The following is a 15,786-nucleotide window of genomic DNA, read 5'->3' on the forward strand; positions in this document are numbered from 1 at the left end:
TTGGAATCAGGTTCCATCCGGGACCAATCAGGCAAGAGAGGCGAATATGGCGGAGATCACTGCCGCGCTCGTGAAGGAGCTGCGCGAGAAGACCGGCGCCGGCATGATGGACTGCAAGAAGGCGCTGTCCGAGACCGACGGTGACCTGGAAGGCGCGGTTGACTGGCTGCGCAAGAAGGGCCTTGCCGCTGCCGCCAAGAAGGCCGGCCGCGTCGCCGCCGAAGGTCTGGTTGGCGTCGCCACCAACGGCACCGTGGGCGCTGCCGTCGAGGTGAATGCCGAGACCGACTTCGTCGCGCGCAACGAGACCTTCCAGGGCTATGTCTCCAACGTCACCGAGCTGGCGCTCGGCACCGACGGCGACATCGAGGCGCTGAAGACCGTCGCCTATCCGGGCACCGGCCGCACGGTTGCCGAAGAGCTGACCCATATGGTCGCCACCGTCGGCGAGAACATGAACCTGCGTCGCTCGACCAAGCTGAGCGTCAGCCAGGGCGTGGTCGCCAGCTATGTCCACAGCGCCCTGTCTGCCGGCCTCGGCAAGATCGGCGTGCTCGTGGCTCTCGAGTCCGCCGGCGATACGGCGAAGCTCGAGGCGCTCGGCAAGCAGATCGCCATGCACATCGCCGCCGCCCGTCCGGAGGCGCTGGACACCGCCGACGTGTCCACCGAATCCCTGGACCGGGAGCGCAACGTCCTCTCCGAGCAGGCCCGCGCCAGCGGCAAGCCGGAAGAGATCATCGCGAAGATGGTCGAAGGGCGCATCCGGAAGTATTATGAGGAAGTCGTCCTGCTGGAGCAGGTCTTCGTCATCGATGGCGAGACCAAGATCCGGAAGGTCGTCGAGAACGCCGCCAAGGATGTCGGCGCTCCGGTCAAGCTGACGGGCTTCGTCCGCTATGCCCTGGGCGAGGGCATCGAGAAGGAAGCTTCCGACTTCGCGGCCGAAGTGGCCTCGATGGCCCGCTGAGGCCATTGTCTTCCAGGGCCGCCGGTTCCGGCGGCCCTGTCCAGTCCTGGATTGTCCCCAGACGAAAGGATCAAGCCCCGTGACCGCCCAGTACAAACGCGTCCTGCTCAAGATTTCGGGCGAAGCGCTGATGGGGGATCGGGATTACGGGCTTGATCCCGTAATCGTCGACCGGGTAGCGGGCGAGGTCCGCTCCGTGGTCAAGATGGGCGTCGAGGTCTGTCTGGTGATCGGCGGCGGAAACATCTTCAGGGGTGTGTCCGGCGCCGCCACCGGCATGGAACGGGCGACCGCCGACTATATGGGCATGCTGGCGACGGTGATGAACGCGCTGGCCATGCAGAATGCCCTGGAGAAGCAGGGCGTGCAGACGCGGGTTCAGTCCGCCATCCCGATGGCCAGCGTCTGCGAGCCCTATATCCGCCGTCGCGCCGTCCGCCACATGGAAAAGGGGCGGGTGGTGATTTTCGCGGCCGGAACGGGCAATCCGTTCTTCACCACCGACACCGCCGCCGCGCTGCGCGCCTCAGAGATGGGCTGCGACGCCCTGCTGAAGGCGACGAAGGTGGATGGCGTCTATACCGCCGACCCAAAGAAGGTGCCTGACGCGGTCAGATACGACCGTTTGAGTTATCTTCAGGTCCTGTCGCAGGACTTGCAGGTCATGGATGCTTCCGCCATCTCTTTGGCGCGGGAAAGCAAGATCCCGATCCTCGTCTTCTCGATCTTCACCGACGGCGCGTTTGCCGAGGTGATGGCGGGTCGGGGCAAATACACCATAATAACCGAAGAGGATTAAGGTGGCTGAGCCCGACATCAAGGACATCGAGCGCCGTATGGACGGCGCGGTCGAAACGCTGCGCAAGGAATATGGCGGTCTTCGGACCGGCCGCGCTTCCGCCAGTCTGCTGGACCCGGTGACCGTCGAGGCCTATGGCAGCGCCATGCCGCTGAACCAGGTCGCCAACGTTTCCGTTCCGGAACCGCGCCTGATCACCGTGTCGGTCTGGGACCGCAGCATGGTCAAGGCTGTGGAAAAGGCCATTCGTGACGCCGGTCTCGGGCTGAATCCGCAGTCCGACGGACAGACCATCCGCGTTCCGATTCCCGAGTTGAACCAGGAGCGTCGCCAGGAACTGGCGAAAGTCGCCGCCAAGTATGCGGAGCAGGCCCGTGTCGCAGTGCGCAATGTGCGCCGCGATGGCATGGACACGCTGAAGAAGATGCTGAAGGACGGCGACCTGTCCGAGGACGAGCAGAAGGTCTGGGCCGACCGGGTCCAGGCCATCACCGATGCCCACATCAAGAAGATCGATGAGGCGTTGGCGACAAAGGAAAAGGAAATCATGCAGGTCTGATCCTGCTGCCGTCCCGCTTTGAGGACCCAATTGCCCATGCACGGCTCTCCAGACCTTTCCGGCGGCAGGATGCCCCAGCACGTTGCCATCATCATGGATGGCAACGGACGATGGGCCAAGACGCGCGGGCTGCCCCGCACCGCCGGTCACCGGAAGGGCGTGGAGGCGGTGCGCAACATCGTCAAGGCCGCCGGTGACATCGGCATCCGGTATCTGACACTGTTCAGCTTCTCGTCCGAAAACTGGCAGCGGCCGGCGGATGAGGTTGGCGATCTGATGCAGTTGCTGCGCTTTTATCTGCGCGGCGAAATCGCCACCCTTCACAAGAATGGCGTTCGTATCCGGGTCATCGGCGATCGCTCGCGATTGGCGCCCGATATCATCTCGCTGATCGAGAATGCCGAGTCGTTGACGTCTGGCAACACAGTTCTGACGCTGGTTATCGCGCTGAGCTATGGCGCCCGGCAGGAAATCGCCGTGGCTGCGCGCCGGTTGGCAGAAGCGGCGGTCAAAGGCCTTGTCGATCCCGCGCAGATCGACGAAGCCATGCTGTCCGGAGCGCTTTTCACGGCGGACATACCCGATCCGGACCTGCTGATCCGGACCAGCGGTGAGAAGCGCATAAGCAATTTCCTGCTCTGGCAAATCGCCTATGCGGAGTTCGTATTCGTCGATACTCTCTGGCCGGATTTCACAAGGCGCGATCTGGAAGATGCCATCCAAGAATTCTGCCGGCGCGAACGCCGGTTCGGGGCATCCGTCGGCACCCGTTGAAGCAACGGCCGGCTCGTCGCGCGTCGGCGATCTGAAGACCCGCGTTCTTTCAGCCCTGGTCCTGGGCCCCCCCATCATGGCCGCCGCTTGGTTCGGTGGCTGGCTTTTCGAGTTGATCCTCGTCGCTGCCGCAGTTCTCAGTGCTCGGGAATGGGTCCGGCTTGCCGAGCCCGGGCCGCAATCCTGGACTCTGGGGCTGAGCATCCCGGCCGTGCTGATCGTGATCGGGGCCGATCTTCTGTCCGGAATGCAAGCCGGGCTGGTTGCGGCTGCGCTCGCAACGCCGGCGCTCTGGCTGGCGGCACGGCTGCGGGGAATGAAGCACCCGGGGTTGGTGGCGCTTACCGTGCCCTATATCGGGTTGGCCTGCGTTGCGCTGATCTGGCTCCGCAACGATACCGGCGACGACGGGCGGGGCTTACTGTTCTTCCTGCTTTTTGCCATCTGGGCGACGGATGTCGGCGCATATGCTGCCGGGCGCAGCATTGGCGGCCCCAAACTTGCGCCACGATTCAGTCCCAAGAAGACATGGGCCGGGCTGATCGGGGGCATGGTTGCGGCGGCCCTCTTCGGTTACGGGGTTGCGTTCCTGGATGGCGCCGGACGGCCTTGGATCGCGGCGATTATCGCTTCGATCCTGGCTGTCATCGGCCAGATCGGCGATCTATTCGAGTCCCACATGAAACGGCGGAGCCAAGTGAAGGACAGCGGTACCCTAATTCCTGGCCATGGCGGACTGCTTGACCGGATTGACGGTCTTATCGCGGCAGCCCCGGTCTTTGCGCTGATTCACGGCTTGGCCGGGGACGGGATGGGATGGTGGTGAGCACGGCAGGCACCCTGGCGCCGACACCTGATGTCCGGCAGCGTAGCGTTACCATCATGGGCTCCACGGGGTCTGTCGGGTCCAATACGGTTGAACTCGTGGCCGCGGAGCCGGAGCGTTACCGGGTAGAGGCTCTGGTCGCTAACCGGAATGCTGCGCTGTTGGCACAGCAGGCCCGGCAGCTCCAGCCAAGGATGGCGGTTGTGGCCGATCCATCCGCCTATGCTGAACTGAAGAATGCCCTCGCCGGGACAGGGATTGAGGTCGCGGCCGGAACGGAAGCCGTCCAGGGCGCTGCTGCGCGCCCGGCCGAGTGGGTCATGGCCTGCATCGTGGGCGCTGCCGGGCTCGAATCCACGCTCACTGCGGTACGGCGGGGCGCAACAGTGGCCTTTGCCAATAAGGAGGTGCTGGTCTGTGCAGGCGAACTGATGATGGCGGAGGTCCGCCGGCACGGCGCGACCTTGCTGCCGGTGGATAGCGAGCACAGCGCCATCTTCCAGGTCTTCGATGCTGCGCGGCGAGAGAGCGTATCGAGGCTGATCCTGACGGCCTCGGGCGGTCCTTTCCGGACTTGGTCCCGCGAGCGGATGGCCGCCGTCACCCCTGAGCAGGCCTGTGCCCACCCTAACTGGTCCATGGGCGCGAAGATTTCCGTCGACAGCGCCACCATGATGAACAAAGGGCTGGAGCTGATCGAAGCCCACCATCTTTTTGCCATGCCGGACGGGAAGATAGAGATCCTCGTCCACCCGCAGTCGGTGATCCATAGCATGGTAGAGTATGTGGATGGCTCCGTCCTGGCCCAGCTCGGCACGCCGGACATGCGCACCCCAATCGCGGTCGCGCTCGGCTGGCCGGACCGCATCGCCACGCCGGGGGAGCGGCTCGACTTCGTGAAGGCTGCGCGCCTTGATTTCGAGCCGCCGGACTCCGAGCGGTTTCCAGCGCTCCGGCTCAGCCGGGAAGCATTGCAGAGCGGCGGGGCAGCGCCTACGATCCTGAGTGCGGCGAATGAGATAGCGGTCCAGTCTTTCCTGGACGGTCGAATCGGCTTCCTGGACATCGAGCGCGTGGTGGAGCAGGCTCTTTCGGCGTTGACCTATTCCCCTCTGACCTCTCTCGACGATGTCCGCAATGCCGATGCGGAAGCGCGGCGTTACGCGTGCGAGGTTGTAAAGTCGGTTCGGCGTGGTTCCTGACGGAACCGGGAGAAGGTGCAATGGACGTCCTGGGATTTGTCTGGAATTACGGGGTGATGTTCCTGCTCGTGCTCACCGTGCTCGTCTTCGTGCACGAGCTTGGGCACTATTGGGTGGCCCGGCGGAGCGGCGTGCGGGTGGAGGTCTTCTCCATCGGCTTCGGTCCGGAAATCTTCGGCTTCTATGACCGTGCCGGAACGCGCTGGAAGTTCAGCGCTATTCCGCTTGGCGGCTATGTGAGGATGTTCGGCGACGCAGATGTCGCCAGCCGTCCTGATGCGGCCGCCAGCCAGAGCATGACGGAAGAGGAACGCCGGGTTTCCTTCTACCACCAACCGCTAGGCAACCGTGCCGCGGTGGTTGCGGCGGGACCTATTGCGAATTTCCTGTTCGCGATCGTGGCCCTGGCTTTCCTGTTCATGCTGTACGGTCAGCCTTATTCGCCGCCCGTGGTCCAGGAAGTGCAACCGGATGGCGCCGCGGCCGAAGCGGGGATGCTGCCCGGCGACCGCATCGTGATGCTGGACGGTCGGGAAATGGATCGCTTCCAGGAGATCGTCCAGCTCATCGTCATGAACCCCGGCCAGACCATGGACATGGTCGTCGACCGCGATGGCGAGCGGATCGACATGACCATCACTCCGCGGAGCGTCCAGCTCACAGACCGCTTTGGGAACGAGCATACGGTCGGACGCCTCGGCGTGATCCGCGGAGCGGACAAGTATGTGCGGCTGCAGCCTCTTGCCGCACTCTGGGAGGCCGCGCGCGAAACGCTCAACCTCATCAAAGGTACGCTGGAAGCGGTCTGGCAGATGATCGTCGGCGTACGGAGCACCGAGGAGCTGGGCGGGCCGTTGCGCATCGCGCAGATGTCGGGAGAGATCGCCCAGACCGGCTTCGTGGCATTGGTCTGGTTCATGGCCATCCTGTCCATCAATCTGGGACTGATAAATCTTTTCCCAATTCCGATGCTGGACGGCGGCCACCTTCTGTATTACGGGATCGAGGCCGTTCGGGGTCGTCCGCTCGGAGAGCGCGCCCAGGAATTCGGTTTCCGGATCGGGCTCGCTTTGGTATTGACCTTGATGGTTTTCGCCACCTGGAACGACATCGTCCAACTGCGTGTGGTCGATTTCGTGGTGGACCTACTATCCTAGCCTTTCGGGGGAACGCTTGGGTTTGGTTTCGAGGGTCGCGGCGCTGTGCCTGCTGGTCGGCGGCACCACCGCAACATCTGCCGTTGCGCTTTCGTCCGGGGCAGTGGCCCAGCAGGCGTTCGACGGTGGAGTCATCCGTGAAATCCGCGTCGAGGGCACGCAGCGTATCGAGCCGGCGACGGTCCGCTCTTACCTGACGGTCCAGCCGGGAGACGAATTCAGCGTGGAGCGTATCGACGCTTCTCTGAAGTCGTTGGTGGCGACAGGGTTGTTCGCGGACGTCACGCTGGAGCGCCGCGACGGCATTCTGGTCGTGACCGTCGTCGAGAACCCGATCATCAACCGGATCTCTTTCGAGGGGAACCGGCGGACGAAAACGGAGGATCTCTATCCCGAGGTCCAGCTCCGTCCACGCACGGTCTATACCCGGACCCGCGTGCAGAACGACGTCCAGCGCATCCTGGAAATCTACCGGCGGAGCGGTAGGTTTGCTGCGCGGGTCGAGCCGAAGATCATTCAGCTGGAGCAGAACCGCGTCGACCTCGTGTTCGAGATCGATGAGGGTCCGCTGACGACGGTTCAGCAGATCAATTTCATCAACAACAACGTCTTCTCGGACAGCGAACTCCGGGACATCATGTTAACCAAGGAATCGCGCTGGTGGCGGTTCCTCAGCAGCGCCGACACATACGATCCGGATCGCCTGAACTACGACCGTGAGCAGATCCGCCGGCACTATCTGCGCAACGGCTATGCGGATTTCCGCGTCCTTTCCGGTCTCGCCGAGCTGACGCCGGACCGTGAGAAGTTCTACGTCACCACCACGGTGGACGAGGGGCCGCGCTATACCTTCGGCAATATCGAGGTGCGTAGCGAAATCGAGGGCCTGGACGGCGAGTTCCTGAAGAACTTCGTCCTGGCGAAGTCGGGCGACTGGTACAATGGCGACCTGATCGAGAACAGCATCAATCTGCTGACCGATCTGCTGGGCGACCTGCAGTATGCGTTCGTGGAAATCGATCCGCTTCTGCAGCGCAATGCCGAAACCCGCACCATCGACCTGATCTTCGAGCTGAACCAGAGCCCGCGCGTCTTCGTCGAGCGGATCGACATCCAGGGCAACGTGATCACCCATGACAAGGTGATCCGCCGCGAGATGCTGTTGGCCGAAGGCGACCCGTTCAGCAGTTCGCGCGTCAGGCGATCCGAACAGCGCATCAAGGACCTGGGCTTCTTCGGCCAGGATGTGAAGGTCACCACTTCCGAGGGAAGCCAGGCCGACCAGTCCGTCATTACCGTAGAGGTAACGGAGCAGCCGACGGGCGAGATCCAGCTCGGCGCCGGGTACTCCACGACGGACGGTGCGCTTCTGGATTTCTCGATCCGCCAGCGCAACCTGCTTGGCCGCGGCCAGGATCTCCGGCTTTCCACGCTGCTTTCCAGCCGCAGCTTTGAGATCGACCTCAGCTTCACGGAGCCGTACTTCCTGGAACGCGACCTTGCCGCCGGTATCGACCTGTTCCGGGTCGTCCGCGACGAGCGCGATACCATCTCCTATAATCTGGAAAGCACGGGTTTCGTTACCCGGCTGAGCTACCCGCTTTCCGACCGGCTGCGGCAGCGGTTGAGCTATACTCTTGCCCAGAACAAGATTGAGCGCGTCTTCTTCAACGCCTCGCGCTTCATCCGTGACCAGGTCGGCAGCTCGGTGACGTCTTCGGTCGAGCAGCAGCTTCTCTATGATGCCCGGAACAGCACCCTGCGGCCGACGAATGGCTACTTCTTCCTGCTGACCAACGAGTTTGCGGGCGTGGGCGGCACCGTCCGGTATCTTCGCAACCGCCTGCAGGCCGGGACCTACTGGAACGTCTATTCCGACTGGGTTCTGTCCTTGACGTCGGAGGTCGGCTACATCAACGGTCTCGGCAAGGATGTTCGGATCAACGATCGCTTTTATCTCGGCGGCGACACGCTTCGCGGCTTCGAGCCGGGCGGTGTCGGCCCGCGTGCCTTCCTTCTGGATACGAATGGCAATGTCCGCCAGAATATCGAGGGTGAAGCCCTCGGCGGACAGGTCTTCTCGCGCGCCAGCCTGGAGTTGACGTTGCCGATCGGGCTTCCGGAGGAGCTGGGAGTGACGGCGCATGCCTTCACCGATGCAGGCACGCTCACGGACTCGGGCCAGACCGCGGCCGCCGGCGAGCTGTTCCGGGATAACGCCTCAATCCGGTGGAGCGCTGGCGTCGGCGTGTCCTGGCAGTCGCCCTTCGGCCCTATCCGCATTGATCTGGCCGCACCGATCAAGAAGGAGGACTACGACCGGACGGAGCAGTTCCGCTTCAGCTTCGGTACGCGGTTCTAAAGGATGGCGGGCATGACACGGAGCCGCCTGGGGACGTCGTTGCGCGGGACGGCCGTGGCGTTCATCGCCATGGCCGTCCTGACGTCCCCTGTTGCGGCTCAGCCGGAAGGCGCAGCACCGACGCCTTCGCGTGGGGAGCGCACTGCTCCCGCTGTCGCCGTCGTGGATGCCCAGCTCGTTACCCAGAAGTCTCTCGCCGTTCAGAGCATCCAACGGCAATTGGATGCCCAGCGGGCGGAACTGACCAAGAGCTTCAGCGCGCAGGAGGAGAGCCTTCGCCAAGCCGAGCAGGAACTGGCCCGGCAGCGGCTTTCGCTTGAACCCGACGCATTCGAGACGCAACGCCGTGAATTCGAGCAGAAGGTCGCGGAGGCCCGGCGCGCCATCCAGGATCGGACGAGAAGGCTGGACATCTCGTTCAACGAGGCTCGTGACAAGGTGCTGCGCACCATCAACGATGTGGTGGCCGAAGTCGCGCAGGAACGCGGCGTCGGGCTGGTGGTCCGCCGGGATGTGGTGCTTTACCAGGGCGAGGCGACGCCCGACATCACGGATATCGTCCTTCAGCGCTTGAATGCCAAGCTTCCCCAGGTGACCGTCAATCTGCCCTAGCGGGCCCTGGCGGCCGAGCAAATCGATACGAGGCGAACATGCCGGATCCCCGTTTCTTCCTGCGGGCGGGCCCGTTTACCCTGGCCGAACTCGCCACGATCGCCGGGGCCGAACTTGCCGGCGCTGCGGACCCGGAAAAGACATTGAACGATGTCGCGCCGCTGGATGCTGCCGGTCCGGACCATCTTAGCTTCCTGGATAACAAGAAATATGCGGATGTCTTCGCCCGGAGCGGGGCTGGCGCCTGTCTGGTTCATCCTGACCTTGCCCGGCGCGCCCCGGCGGGCATGGCGCTTCTGATCACGCGCAAGCCCTACAAAGGCTATGCGCTCTGCGCGCAGGCCTTTTACCCGGCACCATCCCCATCCGGGGGTCTATCCCCGGCAGCTCACATCCACCCGACGGCCGTGATCGGAGAAGGAGCAGCGATCGCTCCCGGCGCAGTGGTAGAGGAGGGGGCGGAAATCGGCGCATACTGCCGTATCGGACCGAATGCCGTGGTCGGGTGTTCTGTCAGAATCGGCGATCGCTCGGTCGTGGGTGCCAACGCCTCGCTCAGCCATTGCCTCATCGGGGCGCGAGTGGTGATTTATCCTGGCGTGCGGATCGGCCAGGACGGTTTCGGCTTTGCGATGGATGCGACCGGACACGTCCGGGTACCGCAATTGGGTCGGGTCATCGTGGAAGACGACGTCGAAATCGGCGCAAACTCCACAATCGACCGTGGGGCCGGTCCGGACACGGTCATTGGACGGGGGTCGATGATTGATAATCTGGTGCAGATCGGGCACAACGTGACCCTTGGTCCGGGCTGCGTGATTGTGGCCCAGGCCGGAATTTCGGGGAGCACCAAGCTCGACCATCATGTCGTACTTGCGGCCCAAGCGGGCATTACCGGCCATCTCAAGATCGGCGCCGGCGCTCGTATAGCGGCGCAGTCCGGTGTGATGCGCGATCTGGAGCCCGGGGCACAGGTTGGCGGCTCACCGGCTGTGCCGCTGCGCCAATGGCTGAAGCAGGTGGCGTTGCTGGGCAAGCTGGTGCGTGGAAGAGGCGATCAGGACGATGGACGTGACGGCGGACAATAATAAGCTGGAACAGCTCGATATCATGCGGATCATGGAAATGATTCCGCACCGCTACCCGATGCTGCTGATCGACAAGATCATCGACATTGTTCCTGGCGAGAGCTGCACCGGCATCAAGAACGTCACCATCAACGAGCCCTTCTTCACCGGGCACTTTCCGCAGCGCCCGGTGATGCCCGGCGTGATGATCGTGGAGGCCATGGCCCAGACATCCGCCGTGCTGGTGATGCATACGCTCGGTCAGGTGGCCGAAGGCAAGCTGGTTTATTTCATGTCGATCGAGGAGGCGCGCTTCCGCCGCCCGATCGGCCCCGGCGACCAGATCCACATCAAGGTCGCTAGGCTTCAGAATCGCCGCAACGTGTGGAAGTTCAAGGGCGAGGCCTGGGTGGACGGCCAGCTCTGCGCCGAGGCCAGCTACGCCGCCATGATCGTCCTGGACAGCTAGCGCCGAAGCAGGCGGCTGTCCCAACCAGGGCACCAGGAAATGTCCATGAGTGTAGATATCCATCCGACCGCGGTTGTCGATCCGGCAGCCGCGCTTGGCGTGGGCGTGGTGATCGGACCGTACTGCGTCATCGGTCCGCATGTTACGCTCGGCGACCGGGTTCGCCTGGTCTCGCATGTCTGCGTGGATGGCCGGACGAGCATCGGCGAGGGAACGGTAATCTATCCCTTCGCCTCCATCGGGCACCCGCCGCAGGACCTGAAGTACAAGGGCGAGTCGTCGGAGCTGGTCATCGGCCGGAATAACCGCATCCGGGAACAGGTGACCATGAATCCGGGTACCGAAGGCGGCGGCATGGTCACCCGCATTGGCGATGGCGGTCTGTTCATGGTCGGCGTTCATGTCGGCCATGACTGCATCGTCGGCAACAACGTCATCATGGCCAATAACGCTACTCTCGGCGGGCATGTCGAAGTTGGCGACCATGCGGTGTTGGGCGGTCTCTCGGCCGTCCACCAGTTCGTCCGCATCGGCGCCCACGCCATGATCGGCGGCATGTCGGGAGTCGAGGCGGATGTCATTCCGTTCGGCCTGGTCAAAGGCGAACGCGCCCACCTTGCCGGGCTGAACCTAATCGGGCTTGAGCGGCGGGGCTTCTCCAAGGATGAGATCAACGCCCTGCGGAGCGCCTTCCGCCGGATTTTCCACGGCGAAAGCACCATGGCGGAGCGCCTCGCCGCCGCTGCGGACGAGGCTGGCGACAGCGCGCTGGTCCGCCAGATGCTGAGCTTCCTCACCGACCGCTCCTCGCGGGCGATCACGCTTCCGCAGCGCTGAGCAATGGCAGGGCGGCTCGGCATATTGGCGGGCAGCGGAAATCTTCCTGCCCAGGTGGCGGAGTCCTGCCGCCGGGATGGCCGCGACCTGTTCATCATTGCGCTTGAAGGACAGGCTGTAGCCAGCGAACTGCCGGAGGGCGTGCCGACTGCTTGGTACCGTATGGGAGCTGCGGGTGCGATCCTGGACCGCCTGAAGGCGGAAGGGGTCCGCGACATCGTCATGGCCGGACGTGTGCGTCGCCCATCGCTGGCGGAGCTGCGGCCGGACTGGCGGGCGGCCCAGGTGCTTGCACGGGCAAGCGCCCGCGCGCTTGGCGATGACGGTCTGCTGGGAGCAGTGAGCAAGGTGCTGGAGCAGGAAGGCTTCCACGTGGTCGGGGCCGACGAACTGGCCGGCGACCTGTTGACACCGGTCGGAGTGCTGACCCGCGCCTTGCCGGACGAGCAGGCGGAAGCCGACATCGCCCGCGGGATTGCAGCGGCCCGGGACCTTGGGCGTCTGGACATCGGGCAGGCTGTGGTGGTGCAGCAGGGCATCGTGCTTGGCGTCGAGGCCATTGAGGGTACGGACGCGCTCATCTCCCGGTGTGCAGGGCTGAAGCGCTCAGGTGCCGGACCGGTTTTGGTAAAGGTGCGCAAGCCGCAGCAGGACCGCCGTTTCGACCTGCCTGCGATCGGGCCCGATACGGTGACGGCCTGTGCCGCTGCCGGGTTCGCGGGAATCGCCGCGGAAGCGGGGGGAACCCTGTTCCTGGGTCGGGAGTCAGCATTGACGGCAGCCGATGCGGCCGGCCTGTTCGTTGCGGGCGTGAATTGCCCCATTCCGGAAGCGGAATAATGACGGCTCCGCTTGTCTTCCTGATTGCTGGAGAGCCTTCTGGCGACGTTCTTGGCGCGCGATTGATGGCCGCGTTGAAGGACGCTACAGGCGGTCAGGTCCGCTTCGCCGGCATCGGCGGAGAGCGAATGGTGGCGGAGGGGCTGGAGAGCCTGTTTCCGCTGGACGAGCTGGCACTGTTCGGGTTGGCCGAATTGCTGCCCAAGCTACCGAACCTGATTCGCCGCTTGCGTCAGACCGTCCAGGAGATTCTTCGGCTTCGACCGGACGCGGTGGTGACTATCGACGCGCCGGATTTCGGGTTCCGTGTCGCCAAGAGGATCAGAAAGAGCGGGGCGGACATCCCCCTGATCCATTATGTAGCGCCCACGGTATGGGCCTGGCGGCCCGGGCGGGCGAAGAAAATCGCAGGCTTTCTGGATCACCTGCTGGTCCTGCTTCCGTTCGAGCCGCCCTATTTCGAGGCGGAGGGACTGGGGTGCACCTTCGTTGGCCATTCCATCGTGGAGGGAGGGGCCGATAAGGGAAATGCCGTTCGGTTCCGCGCGGCGCATGGGCTGCCAGGGGACGCGCCGATCCTGACTGTGCTTCCAGGCAGCCGCCGTAGCGAGGTGGCGGCGCTGCTCCCGGATTTCGGCGCGGCGCTGGCCCGTCTGAAGGAGCGCCATCCGCACCTGATCGTAGCAGTGCCGACTGTTCCGCAGGTGGCGGATGCCGTTCGCTCAGCTACCAAGGCTTGGCCGCTGCCCACCATGGTGGTGGAAGGGGATCAGGATAAATATGACGCGTTCGCCGCCAGTACCGCGGCACTGGCCGCTTCGGGCACAGTTGCACTGGAACTTGCCCTGGCCGGAGTGCCGGCAATCATCGCCTACCGCATCCATCCGCTGACCTACAGGCTCTATCGGCGGCTGATCCGGGTTTCCTATGTGAACCTTGTCAACATCATGCTCGACCGGGCGCTGGTGCCCGAGTTGCTGCAGCAGGACTGCACGCCGGAAAAGCTGGCTGGTGCAGTGGATAGGCTGCTCACCGATCCGGCAGCCCGGCAGGCCCAGAAGGACGGCGTTGCCCAGGTCGCGCGCTGGCTTGGCCAGGGAGATGTCCCGCCCAGCCGACGAGCTGCGGAGGCGGTGTTGAAGGTCATGGCGGGTCGGCGTGGCGGCCGTTCATGATCCGCACCGGGCAGCGATGCCGGCTGCCTAAGTTTGGAACAGTCCGTATAGCCCAGCAGCAGCGACCGTCAGCAGTACGGCCCGCAGCATAACCCGCTTCAGCCGAATGCCTGCCGGCATGGGATTGTCGTTCGCCGGAACGCGCATGACCCCGCGCACCAGACGCGGGGCCATGCGGTAGGCGAGCGGGCGGGCGGTCATCCCTGGGGGACCGCCCGCTCCCGTATGTGATGTCTGCCGCTCAGCCACGCTGGTCCAGGGGCACGAAGGCGCGGGTCGTGGCGCCGGTGTAGAGCTGACGCGGACGACCGATCTTCTGGACCGGATCTTCGATCATTTCCTTCCACTGGCTGATCCAGCCGACGGTGCGGGCCAGGGCGAACAGCACGGTGAACATGCTGGTCGGGAAGCCGATCGCCTTCAGGATGATACCGGAATAGAAGTCCACGTTCGGATAGAGCTTCTTCTCGACGAAGTACTCGTCCTGAAGGGCAATACGCTCCAGCTCCACCGCGATGTCGAGGAGCGGGTCATCCTTGATGCCGAGGGTAGCCAGAACCTCGTTGCAGGTCTTCTGCATCACTTTGGCGCGCGGATCGTAGTTCTTGTAGACCCGGTGACCGAAGCCCATCAGACGGAACGGGTCGTTCTTGTCCTTGGCGCGCTTCACGAACTCGGGAATACGGTCCACCGTCCCGATTTCGTTGAGCATCTTCAGCACGGCCTCGTTCGCACCGCCATGGGCGGGACCCCAGAGGGAGGCAATGCCGGCCGCGATGCAGGCGAAGGGATTGGCGCCCGAGGAGCCGGCCAGGCGAACGGTCGACGTGGACGCGTTCTGCTCATGATCGGCGTGCAGGATGAAGATCTTGTCCATCGCCTTGGCGATGACCGGATCGACCTTGTAGGGCTCGCACGGGACCGCGAAGGTCATGTGCAGGAAGTTTTCGGCATAACCGAGATCGTTGCGCGGGTAGATGAAGGGCTGGCCAACGGAATACTTGTAGGCCATCGCCGCGATCGTCGGCATCTTTGCGATCAGGCGATGCGACGCAATCATCCGCTGCTGCGGGTCATTGATGTCGGTGCTGTCATGATAGAAGGCCGAGAGCGCGCCGACCACGCCGCACATGATGGCCATCGGGTGCGCATCGCGGCGGAAGCCGCGGAAGAAATTCGAGAGCTGTTCATGCACCATCGTGTGACGGGTGATGGTGTACTCGAAGGTCTTCTTCTCCTCAGCCGTGGGCAGCTCGCCGTGGAGCAGGAGATAGCAGACTTCCATGAAGTCGCTCTTCTCGGCCAGCTCCTCGATGGGATAGCCGCGGTGAAGCAGGACGCCGGCATCACCGTCGATATAGGTGATCTTGGACTCGCAGGAGCCGGTGGAGGTGAAGCCCGGATCGTAGGTGAAGTAGCCGGTTTCGCCATAAAGCTTTCGGATGTCCACGACGGCCGGGCCGGTGGTGCCGTCAAGCACGGGCAGCGTGAACGACTTGCCGGTCCGATTGTCGGTCAGTGTGACTGTGTCGGCGGCCGTGGGAGATGTCGTCTGGCTCATTCGGGCACATCCTTAGTGTTTGTTCTGGGGGCCTCGCCCCCTAGCTTCTGGTGGTCGCGGCGGAGTTTAGTGCTGTGCAGCATGGAAGGCAACGCGGCACCGATCCGATTCATGTCTCAGCCGTCACGCCGCTGGAGCAGCGGGTCTGTTTCGCTGGCAGACTGCACGCATCTCTCCGTCCGGCAGACGGCGAGCAAGCCAGGGACGGCTGAATGCTTCCGTTATCCGCCGCTGCTCGGCCTTTTCCGCGCAAATCCGCTCGATTTGCTCAAACGTACCAGAATCCGAGTCGGACCTGGCGGGCCTCCATCAAGACTGAAAACCTGCCATGCGAAACGGGGCGCCATTCGGTGGCTTCCGTCCCATTCGCCTGCCCCGGGATGAAGGCCGGAATTGGCGCAATGCAACATGGCTGCCGCATCGGACAGGAGTAGATCGATTGACCTGAATCACGCCTGGCCAGGTGCTTCCGGGTAAGGTGGTGCGGCGAGGCAGGCATCTCACCGCAGATTGTGGTATCCTCTTACTTCAGCAATCTGGAAATACGGCGATGCGGATGCGGTCCGGCGGGGCATT

General features: G+C 63.7%; 15 protein-coding genes. 14 read left to right on the plus strand and 1 reads right to left on the minus strand.

Annotation, left to right across the window (positions count from 1 at the left end):
- Window positions 1-46: 46 nt before the first annotated feature.
- The 14 genes from tsf to lpxB all read left to right on the plus strand — a co-directional run bounded on the left by tsf (window position 47) and on the right by lpxB (window position 13,649).
- Entirely contained in the window at window positions 47-970 is a 924-nt protein-coding gene (gene tsf / locus DOL89_RS06115) for a translation elongation factor Ts (protein WP_119678335.1), read from the plus strand.
- A 130-nt stretch (window positions 971-1,100) separates the two neighbouring features.
- Window positions 1,101-1,769 carry a UMP kinase gene (gene pyrH / locus DOL89_RS06120; RefSeq protein WP_404813488.1) on the plus strand — a complete coding sequence of 223 codons (669 nt, stop codon included), beginning with the start codon at window positions 1,101-1,103 and terminating at the stop codon, window positions 1,767-1,769.
- A gap of 1 nt (window position 1,770) precedes the next feature.
- Window positions 1,771-2,328: a ribosome recycling factor gene (gene frr, locus DOL89_RS06125; protein ID WP_119678337.1), complete on the plus strand. Its 558-nt coding sequence runs from the start codon at window positions 1,771-1,773 to the stop codon at window positions 2,326-2,328.
- A 36-nt stretch (window positions 2,329-2,364) separates the two neighbouring features.
- A complete protein-coding gene (locus DOL89_RS06130) occupies window positions 2,365-3,102 on the plus strand; it encodes an isoprenyl transferase (protein WP_119678338.1) in 738 nt (245 codons plus the stop codon).
- Window positions 3,103-3,178: 76 nt separating this feature from the next.
- The gene (locus tag DOL89_RS06135) at window positions 3,179-3,928 is read left to right on the plus strand and encodes a phosphatidate cytidylyltransferase (protein WP_404813489.1); all 750 of its coding nucleotides are present in this window, start codon (window positions 3,179-3,181) and stop codon (window positions 3,926-3,928) included.
- The gene (locus DOL89_RS06140; RefSeq protein ID WP_119678340.1) at window positions 3,919-5,130 is read left to right on the plus strand and encodes a 1-deoxy-D-xylulose-5-phosphate reductoisomerase; all 1,212 of its coding nucleotides are present in this window, start codon (window positions 3,919-3,921) and stop codon (window positions 5,128-5,130) included. The genes DOL89_RS06135 and DOL89_RS06140 overlap by 10 nt, the downstream gene beginning before the upstream one ends.
- A 20-nt stretch (window positions 5,131-5,150) precedes the next feature.
- Entirely contained in the window at window positions 5,151-6,287 is a 1,137-nt protein-coding gene (rseP, locus tag DOL89_RS06145; RefSeq protein WP_119678341.1) for an RIP metalloprotease RseP, read from the plus strand.
- 22 nt (window positions 6,288-6,309) lie between these two features.
- Window positions 6,310-8,649, plus strand: a complete 2,340-nt coding sequence (bamA, locus tag DOL89_RS06150; RefSeq protein ID WP_225889921.1) for an outer membrane protein assembly factor BamA — start codon at window positions 6,310-6,312, stop codon at window positions 8,647-8,649.
- Window positions 8,650-8,661: 12 nt separating this feature from the next.
- The gene (locus DOL89_RS06155) at window positions 8,662-9,261 is read left to right on the plus strand and encodes an OmpH family outer membrane protein (RefSeq protein ID WP_162937359.1); all 600 of its coding nucleotides are present in this window, start codon (window positions 8,662-8,664) and stop codon (window positions 9,259-9,261) included.
- 38 nt (window positions 9,262-9,299) lie between these two features.
- Entirely contained in the window at window positions 9,300-10,349 is a 1,050-nt protein-coding gene (gene lpxD, locus DOL89_RS06160) for a UDP-3-O-(3-hydroxymyristoyl)glucosamine N-acyltransferase (protein WP_119678344.1), read from the plus strand.
- Window positions 10,327-10,797, plus strand: coding sequence for a 3-hydroxyacyl-ACP dehydratase FabZ (gene fabZ / locus DOL89_RS06165; protein WP_119678345.1), 471 nt, complete (start codon window positions 10,327-10,329; stop codon window positions 10,795-10,797). The genes lpxD and fabZ overlap by 23 nt, the downstream gene beginning before the upstream one ends.
- Window positions 10,798-10,842: 45 nt before the next feature.
- On the plus strand, window positions 10,843-11,634 hold the full coding sequence (gene lpxA / locus DOL89_RS06170) for an acyl-ACP--UDP-N-acetylglucosamine O-acyltransferase (RefSeq protein WP_119678346.1): 792 nt from the start codon (window positions 10,843-10,845) through the stop codon (window positions 11,632-11,634).
- 3 nt (window positions 11,635-11,637) lie between these two features.
- Entirely contained in the window at window positions 11,638-12,474 is an 837-nt protein-coding gene (locus tag DOL89_RS06175) for an LpxI family protein (RefSeq protein WP_119678347.1), read from the plus strand.
- The gene (lpxB, locus tag DOL89_RS06180; protein ID WP_119678348.1) at window positions 12,474-13,649 is read left to right on the plus strand and encodes a lipid-A-disaccharide synthase; all 1,176 of its coding nucleotides are present in this window, start codon (window positions 12,474-12,476) and stop codon (window positions 13,647-13,649) included. Before DOL89_RS06175 ends, lpxB begins: the two co-directional genes overlap by 1 nt.
- Before the next feature lie 241 nt (window positions 13,650-13,890).
- Here lpxB and gltA read toward each other — a convergent pair whose 3' ends face one another.
- Window positions 13,891-15,210 (minus strand): citrate synthase, encoded by a 1,320-nt coding sequence (gltA, locus tag DOL89_RS06185; protein WP_119678349.1) that lies wholly within the window; start codon window positions 15,208-15,210, stop codon window positions 13,891-13,893.
- Between the last annotated feature and the right edge of the window lie 576 nt (window positions 15,211-15,786).

This window comes from Indioceanicola profundi, assembly GCF_003568845.1.
Taxonomy (GTDB): Bacteria; Pseudomonadota; Alphaproteobacteria; order Azospirillales; family Azospirillaceae; genus Indioceanicola; species Indioceanicola profundi.

Bases quoted from the DNA above. Each gene is read 5' to 3' on its own strand.
- lpxA (WP_119678346.1), top strand. From the start codon at position 10,843: ATGAGTGTAGATATCCATCCGACCGCGGTTGTCGATCCGGCAGCCGCG.
- lpxB (WP_119678348.1), top strand. From the start codon at position 12,474: ATGACGGCTCCGCTTGTCTTCCTGATTGCTGGAGAGCCTTCTGGCGAC.
- DOL89_RS06175 (WP_119678347.1), top strand. From the start codon at position 11,638: ATGGCAGGGCGGCTCGGCATATTGGCGGGCAGCGGAAATCTTCCTGCC.
- lpxD (WP_119678344.1), top strand. From the start codon at position 9,300: ATGCCGGATCCCCGTTTCTTCCTGCGGGCGGGCCCGTTTACCCTGGCC.
- DOL89_RS06140 (WP_119678340.1), top strand. From the start codon at position 3,919: ATGGTGGTGAGCACGGCAGGCACCCTGGCGCCGACACCTGATGTCCGG.
- tsf (WP_119678335.1), top strand. From the start codon at position 47: ATGGCGGAGATCACTGCCGCGCTCGTGAAGGAGCTGCGCGAGAAGACC.
- DOL89_RS06155 (WP_162937359.1), top strand. From the start codon at position 8,662: ATGACACGGAGCCGCCTGGGGACGTCGTTGCGCGGGACGGCCGTGGCG.
- rseP (WP_119678341.1), top strand. From the start codon at position 5,151: ATGGACGTCCTGGGATTTGTCTGGAATTACGGGGTGATGTTCCTGCTC.
- DOL89_RS06135 (WP_404813489.1), top strand. From the start codon at position 3,179: ATGGCCGCCGCTTGGTTCGGTGGCTGGCTTTTCGAGTTGATCCTCGTC.
- DOL89_RS06130 (WP_119678338.1), top strand. From the start codon at position 2,365: ATGCACGGCTCTCCAGACCTTTCCGGCGGCAGGATGCCCCAGCACGTT.
- pyrH (WP_404813488.1), top strand. From the start codon at position 1,101: ATGGGGGATCGGGATTACGGGCTTGATCCCGTAATCGTCGACCGGGTA.
- gltA (WP_119678349.1), bottom strand. From the start codon at position 15,210: ATGAGCCAGACGACATCTCCCACGGCCGCCGACACAGTCACACTGACC.
- fabZ (WP_119678345.1), top strand. From the start codon at position 10,327: ATGGACGTGACGGCGGACAATAATAAGCTGGAACAGCTCGATATCATG.